Source organism: Mesorhizobium comanense, assembly GCF_005503535.1.
Lineage (GTDB): Bacteria > Pseudomonadota > Alphaproteobacteria > Rhizobiales > Rhizobiaceae > Mesorhizobium > Mesorhizobium comanense.
This window is the reverse complement of the sequence record NZ_SCNN01000050.1, coordinates 1-12,425: the sequence shown is the minus strand read 5'-3', so window position 1 is coordinate 12,425 and position 12,425 is coordinate 1. Positions and strand designations below refer to the sequence as shown.

The window sequence follows — 12,425 nt, the reverse complement described above, 5'->3', positions numbered from 1 at the left end:
TGCAGGCAGGGCGCACCGATGAAAATTATGTTGCCTATATGCGACCCGAAAAGGCGATTGAACTGATCTATAGGCTTGGCCGCAACATAACCGTCTATGCAACATATTCGAACTTATGTTGAACAGCACATAAGTTCGAGATCACCGCGTCCGAATACCACTTCATGCTAGATTTGTTGCCGCCGCTTTTCATGCGCACCGGCATGTTCGGAATGTCGGAGTATAAGGCCGGCAACGTCACCAGCGTATTCCTCGCGATCCGGATCCGGGGCCGCGAGCCTTGGTTTCACGGGTTCTGCGATCTCACCGATCGCCAGTCGCCAGACAAGATGCGCGCCGCCATCATCGCCCACGAGACCGGCGCGAGCGACAGCATGACCCGCTCGGAAAAGCTCGAGGCGATCTGGAACATCACCCCTGTCGAGCTCAGGGGAATCCCCCGCAACGCAGAGCCCGAGACCGGGTGGGCCGAGCATCGCGGCAAACGCACGATTCTCGTTAACGCCGGAAGGCATGATGCTGTCTTCAAGCTGCTCGATGATCTGTCGGATCTCGAGATCGACGAGTTCCTGTCCAAAGTGCGATTGCGTCGGAGCTGACGAAGGAAGGCGACGATGGATGTCTATGAGAACCGCGCCTCGACGGCGAAACCTCTCCATCACGGTGACCGACTTTCGCTCAATGGATGCAACCGCGTCCATCCTCAGCTGTTGAGACCTTCGAGACCGTATGGCCAACTGCCACGAGGAAATAAGCATCCGGCCCTCTGAAAAACGTCTGCTCAGTGCCTGCCACGCGGGAAGTACCCGGCATTGCGTAAAGCGCCGATGAACAGGCTGGCCGGGCCGGCGATACTCGTCCTGGCCTGTGTTGCGAGCGGCAGCGTGTTCCAGTCCTCCAACGGAGCGACAAAGTTGGAGAAAGTGCCATTGACCATGCAATGGCTGGTCAACAAGCCCTGCTTATCCAGCACCAGAACCCCTGTCTGATTGCTTGGATACCGGATGGCGGCGACGCGCTGAAGTTCCATGTCGCCATCGATGCGCAAATTGAAAAGCAGGACGCCGTGGCTTCTGTGGGCGATTTCCGCGACTTTTTCCGCGAAAGGAACAGAAAGCGCACGAACGCTGTCGACCGCCATCCCGAAAACAAGCGCGTCCAGCTCATCCGCCGCCATGAGAAGATTAGTTCCCAAGGATATAAGGATTGCAATCGGTCCAGCCGGGTTGTGCACAGTCATCGCACTCCGCCGGCTAGACGCCTGAGCATCGCGTGTATGAGGCAGCTCTCTCTCGGTAGGCATTTTTGCCCCCGTTGATTGAGCCGATTGCCCTAGGCCCATGACACACCGCTTGCTCGTTGCGGGGCTTCTCCGATAAAGCACGGCGAAAGCGATATGATACGTCGGGTACTCGCTAACACGAACTGCGACTTGGCTTGCAAGTCATGCTCATATCAAGGAACAGACTATGAAGCGCCAGATCCGGCCATTCATCGTGGAAATGAAACAGAGGCGCGGTAAGCAGAAGCCAAGCCATTCGATCTGGGGCGATCTCGACCTGTCCAAGATTGCCACGGAGATGACGCAACCGGCTCATGCTGCTCCGCTGCCAAATTCCCAGGTCATTGACTTCAGTATTAGACCCCTTGATGCTGAAGAAGGGGAAACACCACAAGCGGAGTATATGATGGCCGATTTTCAGGACGCTCAGACTGTTCAGACGACAGTAGCGCCAGCCAAAGTGGAAGTGCCTGAATCCAAGAAGAAAGTTCCGCGAGCAAAGAAAGCGAAGGCAGAGCTCGTAAAGCCGGTCCGCAAGAACGGAGCGAAACACGCGCCCCCGGCGGCAGAAGCTCCGGTGGCAGCGAAGACCGCCCGCAAGACATATTCCGAGAAGGAACGCTCCCACAAGCTTGCCCAGATCGAGAAATCGATCGCTGCCGGCGCGACCAGCAAGATTGCGGTCGGCCAGGCCGGCATATCGGAGCAGACCTACTATTATTGGAAGAGGGCTGTGGCGCCCGCTTCGGACAGCGGCGATCTCCGTGACCTTGTCGCGCTCGAAGAAGAAAACAAGCGCCTCAAGAACCTGCTTGCCGACCGTCTGCGCAAGGAAAATGCCGAGCTCAAGAAGAAGCTGGGCCTTGCGTAAGACATACTGAGCCACGTTGGAAATTCCGCCGACGCTCAGAGCGGCAGCGGCGGCATGTCGCCTTCGCCGACCCGCCACACCCAGGAGCCGATCTCCGGTCGCGCGGCGATCATTTCATCGAGCGACGCTTCGTAGTTCTCGCCCGCTCCGGCCGGAACGACAAAGAGCGCTATCGGCTCGTCCCTGTTCTGAAGTAACGCATTGGCGATCGGCTGGTCGGGTTGCAGGTCAAAGCGCAATCCCTTCACGCTCTTCTCGCGAAGGCGGGCGAGCCCATCGACGAGCCTTTTCTCCGGGACCGTCTCGTAAGGAATCCAGTTCTCGGAGACCACCATCAAGGCAATCTCCTCGACAATGGCGAGGCCGGCCAGGTTCAGTCCGAAGGTCGCGATCACCATCAGATGTGAGTTCGAATCCGCTGCCCACAGCGACAACTCTCTGTCGAAACGTGCCTGCAAACGGCGGTGCAATGCATCGTCGATAATCAAGGGAAAGCCGGGCAGGTGCCTGATGACAAGTTTCTGACCGGAACGAGCAGGAACAATCTCTTTCACCTCGCCGACCAGGACGAGCAATTTTCGGGGGCCGGATTTCGGCGGGAGCGCAGGTGTAAGAACCGCGTTGCGACGCTGCTCGATCGCTTGCTTGTTCTCGGCGCGAAATGGCTCGGGCACGAACAGGATATCCGCGAGCGGTCCTCCCCTCACTGTCATTTGCCCGGCTGCCTCGAGCAGATGCCAGCGGACATTCCACCAATGTCGCTTGCCAGCCCACCTCGATGTCCAGACCGTCAGTTCGGCCTCGTGCCAGAGATAATGAAGCAGGCCACGCAGCGACATCCGCCTAGGATCGGCCGTTACGCTGGCGGAACTTTGCCCGGCAGGCACGGACGGCGCCCGGCTCCCCGTCTTCGACAGGCTGAAGTCTACCTTGAGGGCCGCCATCCCGCTTTGCGGATCGAGTTGTACCGCGCTGCCCATCAAGGCGCCCAGGCCGGACAGTTCGTAAGGCGATTGATATGAATCGCAGGACGGATCATGCCCGCCGCCGCTCAGCGGCATGCGCTTGATCAGATGAAGGTCACCGATGCGGGCGATGTACATCTGGCAGCCCGGCTCGCTGCACAGGCACAGCGGGCGCTCGCTGCGGGCATAGGCGTTCGCCAGCGCCGACTGCAGGTCGGGCGCTCCCTCCTCATAGACCGCACTGCCAATTTTGAACCGTCGCATCCCCTCCACAGCTCCAGGTCGCCGCCGCATCCCTGTCCGGGCATTCAAGTCTGGCTTTGCGCGGAGCGCAACCCGTTTGTTGCATCAGCGCCAGAGGGAGAGGGGAGCCGTGAAGATTGGGGCCCGGCTGGCGCGGAGAGAGTGCCGGCCCGGGCGCCACTCCCCTCTCGCGAAGGACATTTCCATGAACATCGTTTCGACCACCTCGACCATTGCCCGCACGGCTGCTTCCCTCGCCGCACCGGCACAAGACGCCATCGACACCGCCCAGGCGATCTATCAGGCGGCAATGCGGCTTCTGCCGTTTCTCGAACAGGGCAAGCCTATCACCACCGCCGCACTGCGCATTGCCATGACGGCCAGTTTTGGCGGCAGCGATGCTCAGGGGTTCTGGGTCTGGAAGGACGCCTATGAGGCGCTCGAAGTCGCCCAGGTGCTGTTTCTGCGCCGGTTCGGCCCTGCGATCCTGTCCCGGTCCACCACGCCCCAGGCAACGCAGGCGATGATCAAGCGCATCGCCGATCTTCTTCCCACCCATACGCGACGGTCCGACGAGAGCCAGGCCATGCAGCAGATGTCGACGCCCTTGCCGCTCGCCTTCGTCACGGCGCACGCCGCGGCGATCGCATCTCGCGACCTGGTTCTCGAACCTTCGGCCGGCACCGGTTTGCTCGCCGTCCATGCCGAGATGGCGCGCGCTTCGATCGCCCTCAATGAGCTTGCCGCGACGCGGGCCGATCTCCTCGGCCTGCTGTTTCCCCGGTTCCCCGTCTCGCGGCACGACGCCGCCCATATCGACGACCATCTCGACGCGGCCATCGAGCCGTCCGTCGTGCTGATAAATCCACCGTTCAGCGTCGGCGCCTATGTCGACGGCCATGTCACTGACGCCGCATGGCGGCATCTTTCCTCCGCATTCGCACGCCTACGCGCCGGCGGGCGCCTGGTCGCCATCACCGGCACCGGGCTGTCTCCGGAAAACCCCAAATGGCGGCCGGCCTTCGAGCGCCTGCAGCAGCAGGGCACCGTCATTTTCACCGCGGCGATCGATGGCCGTGTCTACGCCCGCCATGGAACCACCACTAAGACCCGCCTGACAATTATCGACAAGGTACCGGCGGCCGATCCAAAAAGCTTCGTCCGGTCGCCGGGCAAGGCCACTGATGTCGAAACGCTGCTCGCCTGGATCACGGCTCTGCCGCCCCGGACACCGGGCGGCTTTCCGGACTCGATCGGCGCGCTGTCCAACGTCATCCCGCGCAATGCCGCCATGCACATGGGCGGCCGATCGGGGGCGAGAGCCGCACCCCTCGCTGTCTCAACGGCGGTCCGCCCGATTGCGCAGGCGAAGCCCGCCCGCCAGGTCAAGGCGAACAGCACGCCGGCTGTCCCCCTCGCCTATGAGCTGCGCGACTGGATGCCGGAAGAGGGCGGCCGGCTCACCGACACGATCTACGAACCCTACGCGCTTCAGTCGATCGACATTCCCCGCGCAAAGCCGCATCCGACGCCGCTCGTGCAGTCGGCGGCAATGGCCGCCGTTGCGCCACCAAAGCCTTCCTATCGGCCGCTCCTTCCTGATGCGATCATCGACGAGGGCCTGCTGTCGGACGCCCAACTCGAAAGCGTCATCTATGCCGGGGAGGCGCATTGTGGCCATCTCGCCGGCACCTGGACGGTTGACGAGACCTGGGATGTCGTTTCGGCCGCGCCAGAAGGGGCTGCGAACGCTGTCCGCTTCCGCCGTGGATGGTTTTTGGGCGATGGAACCGGCTGCGGCAAGGGACGGCAAGTCGCCGGCATCATCCTCGACAATTGGCTGCAGGGGCGACGCCGCGCGATCTGGATTTCCAAGTCGGACAAGCTGCTGGAAGACGCACAGCGCGATTGGGCGGCACTTGGCCAGGAAAAACTTCTTGTGCAGCCGCTGTCGCGTTTTCGCCAGGGCACGCCGATCCGCCTTGCCGAAGGCATTCTCTTTACGACCTACGCGACGCTCCGCTCGCAGGAGCGGGAAGGCAAGAAATCCCGGATTGCCCAGATCCTCGACTGGGTGGGCCAAGAGGCGGGGAGGGCCCAAAGCCAGACGGGGATTGGAGAAAACCCGTCGGCGGCGAAAAAATCGTTCGATGGCGTCATCGTCTTCGACGAGGCCCACGCCATGGCCAACGCCGCCGGCGGCAAAGGCGAACGCGGCGACTTCGCTCCCTCGCAGCAAGGTAAGGCAGGCCTGCGGCTCCAGCATGCACTGCCTGACGCCCGCGTCGTCTATGTCTCGGCCACTGGCGCGACCGCGGTCGAGAACCTCGCCTATGCGCAGCGCCTCGGCATCTGGGGCAGCGAGGATTTTCCATTCGCCAACCGCGCCGAGTTCGTGGCCGCGATCGAGGATGGCGGTGTCGCGGCGATGGAAGTGCTCGCCCGCGATCTCAAATCGCTCGGCCTCTATGCGGCGCGTTCGCTCTCCTATGACGGTGTCGAATACGACCTGCTCGAGCATGCGCTGACCGAGGAACAGATCCGCATCTACAATGCCTATGCCGATGCGTTCCAGGTCATTCACAACAACCTGACCGCCGCACTCGAGGCGACCAACATCACCAGCGAGGCCGGCACGCTGAACCGCGACGCAAAATCGGCGGCGCGCTCGGCCTTCGAGAGCACCAAGCAGCGCTTCTTCAGTCATCTCATCACCTCGATGATGACGCCGACCCTGATCGGCGCGATAGAGCAGGATCGCGCCGACGGTCATTCGGCGGTCGTGCAGATCGTCTCGACCGGTGAGGCGCTGATGGAACGACGCCTTGCCGAAATCCCGACCGAGGAATGGTCGGACCTGCATGTCGACGTCACGCCGCGCGAGTACGTCGGCGGGTACTTGATGCACTCCTTCCCAACCCAATTGTTCGAGGAATATTCGGACGCGGGAGGGAACGTCTATTCGCGGCCTGTCCACGACGAAGATGGCAATCCGGTTCAATGCCGCGAGGCCGTTCGCCGGCGCGACGAGATGGTCGAAAAACTCGCCTCGCTGCCGCCGGTCGGCAGCGCGCTCGACCAGATCATCCATCACTTTGGCACCGACACCGTCGCCGAGGTGACCGGCCGCTCGCGGCGCATCGTGAAGAAGACCGGCCGCGATGGCATCGACCGGCTGGCCGTGGAAAACCGCCCCGGCTCTGCCAATCTCGCCGAGACCCAGAGTTTCATGGATGACGACAAGAGCGTACTGATCTTCTCCGACGCCGGCGGCACAGGCCGCTCCTACCACGCTGATCTCGGGGCCAGGAACCAGAGGCTGCGCAAGCATTATCTGCTCGAAGCCGGCTGGCGCGCCGACAATGCCATCCAGGGGCTCGGACGGACCCACCGCACAAATCAGAAGCAACCGCCGCTGTTCCGGCCTATGGCCGCGAACGTGAAAGCCGGCAAGCGCTTCCTGTCGACGATCGCCAGACGGCTCGACACACTGGGCGCGATCACGCGTGGCCAGCGCCAGACCGGCGGGGCAGGGCTGTTCCGTGCCGAGGACAATCTCGAAAGCCCCTACGCGCGGGCCGCACTTCGCCAATTCTACATGCTGCTGCATCAGGGCAGGATCGAAGGTTGTTCGCTCACCACCTTCGAAACCGTGACCGGGCTGTCGCTGACGACCGACGAGGGCGGGCTGCTCGACGAACTGCCGCCGATCACGACCTGGCTCAATCGCCTACTGGCGTTGCGGATCGAGACCCAAAACCTGCTGTTCGAGGTCTTTGAACAGCTGATGACGGCGAAGGTCGAAGGCGCGATCGCTGCCGGCTCCTATGACAAAGGCCTGGAGACGATCACGGCGGAGAGCATCATCGTCACCAATCGCCGCACCGTCTACGCGCACCCAGTCTCGGGCGCGCAGTCGCACGTGCTCACCGTCGCACGCAAGGATCGAATTCGGCCGCTCAGCCTCGTCGACGCGCTAGCCATCGTCCGGGCGGAACCGCCATCGGTTCTGTTGGTCAACACGCGGTCGAACCGTGCGGCGATACAGCTGCCGACGGCGAGCCTGATGCTCGACGACGGCGCGATAGAGCAGCGAGTGCGCCTGCTGCGGCCGACGGACGAACTGCGCTTCGGTCTCAAAGCCCTTGCCGAAACCCACTGGCTGCCGGCCGACCGGAATCTGTTCTGCGACCTCTGGCAGGCTGAAGTCGCCGCCGTCCCGGAGTTCACCACCAGCACCTTTCACATCGTGACGGGTCTGCTGTTGCCGATCTGGCGCCGCTTGCCGGATCATGATTGCCAAGTCTACCGGATCCAGACCGATGCCGGCGAACGCATTATCGGCCGTCACATCGCGCCGACGCTTGTTGCGACCATGTTGCGCAATCTGGGGCTCGATCATGTGCCGACGCTCGCGCCGCAAGATGCCTGGACCGGACTCGTCGACGGACGGATCGGACTGCAACTCGCCGATGGCCTGATCCTGCGCCGCAGTCGGGTCATGAACGACCACCGTATCGAGCTGATCGGCTTTACCGACGCTTTTGTTCCCCGGCTGAAGGCGCTAGGCCTGATCTCCGAGATCATCTCGTGGAAACTCCGGCTGTTCATCCCGACGAGCGAGAAAGGGCCGTCCATCCTCGCCGAGCTCCTCGACCGCCACACACTGGTCGGCGTCACCGACCGCGCGTCAGCGGCGTGAGGGGAGACGATTATGACCGTCTCCGCCTCCGAGCTGGCGCGCCGCCTTGGCGAACATGCCGAGGCGGCGTGCCGCGAATATCTCTCCAACGGCTATCGCTCCGGCAATTACTGGATGATCGGCGATGTCCGCAACACGCGCGGCCGCTCCATGCATGTGCGGCTCAAGGCGGTGGGCGGCAAGGCAGCCGGAAAGTGGGTCGACGAGTCGTCGGGCGAACATGGCGACCTGCTCGACGTCATCGAGCAGAGTTGTGGTCTGGTCGACTTCCGCGAGGTCGCGGATGAAGCACGTCGCTTCCTCTCCATGCCGCTGCCATCGCCCCAGCCTGCGCCCCAGTCCCTTGGCGCGCAGCGCCAGCCTGCCGCGTCACGCGGCTCCCCCGACGCCGCGCGTCGCCTCTTTGCCATGTCGCAGCCGATCGCCGGCACGCTGGCCGAACGATACCTCGCCGGCCGCGGCATTCTGCTCTCCGTGCGTGAGCGCGCCCTGCGCTTCCATCCCGGCTGCTACTACCGGGATTTCGTGACCGGCGAGACGCGGACCCTTCCTGCCCTCATTGCCGCTATCACCAGCTTCGACGGGAAGATCACCGGCCTGCAACGCACCTGGCTTGATCCCTCGGGTCAGGGCAAGGCGCAACTCGCCGATCCACGCCGCTCACTGGGTCATCTCCTGGGCAACGGCATCTGGCTTGGCCTTGAGCCCGGTGTGCCCGCCCCGGTCGTGGCCGCCGGTGAGGGGTTCGAGACGATGGCGTCGCTTAAGGTGGTGATGCCGGCGCTGCCGGTTGCCGCCGCCACCTCGGCCAACCACCTCGCCGGCCTGACGCTCCCGCCTGGCTGCCGTCGCCTCTACATCGCGGCCGATGCCGATGCCGCCGGCCGGCACGGCATCGAGCGTCTCAGCCAGCGAGCCGGCGAAGCCGGAATCCTCGCCCTGGTGTTGCGGCCGCAGCTCGGCGATTTCAACGACGACCTGCGTCATCTCGGGCCCGCCCGTCTCGCGGCATGGCTCGGCGACCAGCTCGTCCCGGAAGATGCCCGTCTCTTCTTGACGCTCGGATGAACGCGTCGGGCCGGCACGCGGGCCGGCGCGGCGTCGCCGGACAGCCTGCAGACATGGCGGCGCTCCACCAGAGAAGCCGCGCCCGCGGCCTGCCTGAGAGGCGACCCCTGCCACCCCCCGGTCACGGCCGCAACGGCTTCGCCGTCCTCCGCTCGCGCTCCGGCCTTCGGTGCGGCCGCGCCCGGCGCGCGGCCGGGATGCGCTGTCAGGCCGCGATAGGCGCGGCCACAACCGACGGAGACACGCCATGACCTACGAGCTTCCTTTCGACGACGGCTACGAGCCCTACCACGCCTCCTCGCCGACCGACCGCGTCATCCTCGAACTGCAGATGTACGGCCATCGCCCGCATCAGGACGAACCTGATCCTCGGCCACTTCCCGACGACGAAGTGATCCGGGCCGGCCTCGCCGGGATCGTGGAAACCTTCGCCGGCATGCTCGGCGACACGAGGCTCGAACCCGATCTCGACGACCTGCTCTGGTCCTTCGCAAACGTCTTCCACCGTGCCGCCGAGCGTGTCGCCCGCAGCCTCGACCGCAATGAGGAGGCGCAGCGTTCGAGCCAGCAGGAGCAGGACGGCTCCGAGGTGAAGTCGGTCGATCTCGAACGGCTCACGGCCGAAGGCATCACCTATATCGAGCGCCGCAACGTGCTCGAAATCATGCGCGATGAGGCCGCCGACCTCTACGAGGCACAAACCGGATCGGCATGGCGGCCGCGCACCGGCTCCAAGGTCAGCCACCAAGCGATGACCGCGGCGGTGATCGACTCCCGCGACTTCCTCGCCGCCCGTCGCCACGCCGAAACCGAGGTGCTGGTGCCGGCCGGCACCAAGATCGCCTTCGCGGGCGGCCTCGACTGCAACGATCATGACCGGATCTGGGACGCGCTCGACAAGGCCCGCGAGAAGCATCCCGACATGGTTCTGCTCCACGGCGGCAGCCCGCGCGGTGCCGAGCGCATCGCGGCCTGCTGGGCCGAGAACCGGAAGGTCACCCAGATCGCCTTCAAGCCGGACTGGAGCAGGCACGCCAAGGCAGCCCCGTTCCGCCGCAACGACCAGCTTCTCTCGGTGGTGCCCTACGGCCTGATCGTCTTTCCCGGCTCCGGCATCACCGACAACCTTGCCGACAAGGCGCGTCGGCTGGGCATCCCCGTCTGGCGGTTCGCGGAGGGCGGCGCGTGAGCGCCGTTTTCTTGCAAATCAAGAAAATCCAGATAATATGGAGACTGATCAAGGAGTCCAGCCATGCGCCAGTTCACGACGGGGGATCTCAACAAGCAGGTCGGCGACGTCACCGACGTTGCCAGCCGCGAACCCGTTATCCTTACCAAGCACCGGAAACCCCGGTTCGTGCTGATGAGTTACGAGCACTACGAACGGATGCGCATCGGCGGCGATCCCCGCCGCGCATACCATGTCTCCGAGATGCCGGAGGAACACACGGAACTCTTCGCCGCCGAGATCGACCGCTTGGCGCGCGGGGAAGGATACGATGATGAGCGGTAGATTTCTGCCTGGTCAGGTGATCTCCTATCCTTATCTTTGGGCATGGCAACACGAGCGCGGCGAAACGGAAGGCCGCAAGAGCCGGCCGACCTGCGTGGTCATCGCTGTCCGCGGCGCAAGAGATGGCCTGACCCATCTCGCGCTCCTGGCGATAACCACTCAGCCACCGACCAGCGATCGGATCGGTTTGGAAGTCTCCGCTATCGAGTGTCGGCGCGCCGGTCTGACCGATCTCAAACGCTGCTGGATCGTGGTTGACGAATACAACTACGATATTGCCGAACGCTCCTGGTACATCGAAGCCGACGGCAAGCCCCTCGGTCGGTTCAGCAAGGCATTCATGATGAAGATCGCAGGCGCCTTTATCGAAGCGCGCAGCGAGGGCCGCCGCGTCAGCCGTCTGGATTGACGTTCTCTTTTCGCGGCCATGCGCTCGATCCAGGACGTGAGCCTCTGGCTGGCCGACAAAGACAACTAGCTCCAAGCGCGAAGCGCCACTAGCCAGATGCGCCTAGCGCCTCCGGCAGCGGCAAGGTCCGGGCGCGCCGGCCTGCGGCCGGCCGGGCTCTCGTCGCGGCGTCCCGCCGCTCCCCGAGCGGCTTTGCCGTCTCGGCCTTCGGGTGACGATCCCTAGCGCAAGATCAGGGGAGAGGGCGGCCGGCGCGGGGCGGGGGCGCTGGAGAGAAGGGAAAGCCACCATGTCGATGATATTCATAGGCGGATCACGCGAGATATTCGAGCTGCCGGAACCTGCCATCGCTCGGATCGGCGCAATCGTTGCTACCGAGCACGGCGTGCTGGTTGGCGACGCGCCTGGAGCCGATGCCGAGGCGCAGGGCCTGCTCGCCGGGTACAAGTACGAGCATGTCGGGGTCTTCCATGCCGGCAAGGAACCCCGAAACAATCTCGGCGACTGGGCCGCCTACCATGTTCCTTCTCCTGAAGGAGTTCACGAGCACTGGTTCCAAGCCGCAAAGGACCGGGAGATGGCGCAGCGCGCCGACTTTGGCATGATGGTCTGGGACGGCGCGTCACCCGGCACGGCCGTCAACGTGCTTCGGCTCGCCATCGCAAACAAGCCGTGCGTCATTTATGATCTGGCCAGGGGCCGGATGGCGACGACGTACAATGTGGAGGACTGGTGCGCCATCCTCCGCCATGTCGATCCGGACATTCGCCGCCAGGTCGAAGCCCGCATGATGCCGGACGAGCGTCTGGCGTTGCCAGGATGATGGATGCGGTCCAGCCGACAGCCCGGCGGGTTCCTTATGTTCATCCGGCTCCTCGCCGCCTAATCCACTTGTATGAGCGGACGGAGCCGGCCCCTTTTCCACGCGCAGAGCCGCCGGGCGTTGTGCGGATGATCATCTTGACCCGTCTCGCCTCTGAAGCGGGTGCAAGCCTGCCGAACAACATCCTGGCTTGCCGGGTCATCCAACCTGACTGCGCGGTATCGTCCCGAGGGGCGTGAAGTTCGCTGCCAGCCGGCTCCGATCTCGAAACCGCTATGCCGCCATTCCGAACACGCAAGGAGGTCACGCGCCGGGCTGCTGTTCGATGTGTTGGCAATGCCGACGACATGACCCGAGAGGCTGCATCATGTTCCTGCGATCCGGCACCGTTGCGTCGGCGGTCTAGCGATGGCGGCCTGAGTTCTTTTCCTTCGGTCGCATCCGGGGCCATTCCCGTTTCATGTCGCCTTTGTAGACGACCGCCTGCTTTGTGCGGTCAACCCCCGTTGGGGGTACACTCGGCGAATATTCAGGAAAATTCGATTTCTG

At 63.8% G+C, this 12,425-nt stretch carries 11 protein-coding genes; 8 read left to right on the top strand and 3 right to left on the bottom strand.

Annotation, left to right across the window (positions count from 1 at the left end; all coding sequences use genetic code 11):
• Nucleotides 1–140 precede the first annotated feature (140 nt).
• The gene (locus FFS37_RS35040; protein ID WP_269750981.1) at nt 141–599 is read left to right on the top strand and encodes a DUF1419 domain-containing protein; all 459 of its coding nucleotides are present in this window, start codon (nt 141–143) and stop codon (nt 597–599) included.
• Nucleotides 600–781: 182 nt separating this feature from the next.
• On the opposite strand, the gene FFS37_RS35035 is transcribed toward FFS37_RS35040, so the two are convergent.
• Nucleotides 782–1,177, bottom strand: a complete 396-nt coding sequence (locus tag FFS37_RS35035) for a hypothetical protein (protein ID WP_232375913.1) — start codon at nt 1,175–1,177, stop codon at nt 782–784.
• Nucleotides 1,178–1,469: 292 nt separating this feature from the next.
• On the opposite strand from FFS37_RS35035, the gene FFS37_RS35030 reads away from it, so the two are divergent.
• On the top strand, nt 1,470–2,153 hold the full coding sequence (locus FFS37_RS35030) for a transposase (RefSeq protein ID WP_232375912.1): 684 nt from the start codon (nt 1,470–1,472) through the stop codon (nt 2,151–2,153).
• A gap of 35 nt (nt 2,154–2,188) precedes the next feature.
• Here the strand turns inward: FFS37_RS35030 and FFS37_RS35025 are convergent, their stop codons facing one another.
• Nucleotides 2,189–3,382: a DUF1173 domain-containing protein gene (locus FFS37_RS35025; protein WP_137935461.1), complete on the bottom strand. Its 1,194-nt coding sequence runs from the start codon at nt 3,380–3,382 to the stop codon at nt 2,189–2,191.
• Between the two features lie 184 nt (nt 3,383–3,566).
• On the opposite strand from FFS37_RS35025, the gene FFS37_RS35020 reads away from it, so the two are divergent.
• The 6 genes from FFS37_RS35020 (at nt 3,567) to FFS37_RS34995 (ending at nt 11,876) form a co-directional block, all read left to right on the top strand.
• Complete coding sequence (locus tag FFS37_RS35020; protein WP_137935460.1) at nt 3,567–8,063, top strand: strawberry notch family protein; 4,497 nt, start codon at nt 3,567–3,569, stop codon at nt 8,061–8,063.
• A 12-nt stretch (nt 8,064–8,075) separates the two neighbouring features.
• Nucleotides 8,076–9,131, top strand: a complete 1,056-nt coding sequence (locus tag FFS37_RS35015; protein ID WP_137935459.1) for a DUF7146 domain-containing protein — start codon at nt 8,076–8,078, stop codon at nt 9,129–9,131.
• A 247-nt stretch (nt 9,132–9,378) separates the two neighbouring features.
• Nucleotides 9,379–10,320, top strand: coding sequence for a DUF2493 domain-containing protein (locus tag FFS37_RS35010; protein WP_137935458.1), 942 nt, complete (start codon nt 9,379–9,381; stop codon nt 10,318–10,320).
• A gap of 63 nt (nt 10,321–10,383) precedes the next feature.
• Complete coding sequence (locus FFS37_RS35005; RefSeq protein ID WP_057143280.1) at nt 10,384–10,644, top strand: type II toxin-antitoxin system prevent-host-death family antitoxin; 261 nt, start codon at nt 10,384–10,386, stop codon at nt 10,642–10,644.
• Nucleotides 10,634–11,053 (top strand): hypothetical protein, encoded by a 420-nt coding sequence (locus FFS37_RS35000; RefSeq protein ID WP_137935457.1) that lies wholly within the window; start codon nt 10,634–10,636, stop codon nt 11,051–11,053. Before FFS37_RS35005 ends, FFS37_RS35000 begins: the two co-directional genes overlap by 11 nt.
• A 289-nt stretch (nt 11,054–11,342) precedes the next feature.
• A complete protein-coding gene (locus tag FFS37_RS34995; RefSeq protein WP_137935456.1) occupies nt 11,343–11,876 on the top strand; it encodes a hypothetical protein in 534 nt (177 codons plus the stop codon).
• 59 nt (nt 11,877–11,935) lie between these two features.
• On the opposite strand, the gene FFS37_RS36700 is transcribed toward FFS37_RS34995, so the two are convergent.
• Entirely contained in the window at nt 11,936–12,214 is a 279-nt protein-coding gene (locus FFS37_RS36700) for a DUF736 family protein (protein WP_137935464.1), read from the bottom strand.
• Nucleotides 12,215–12,425 lie beyond the last annotated feature (211 nt).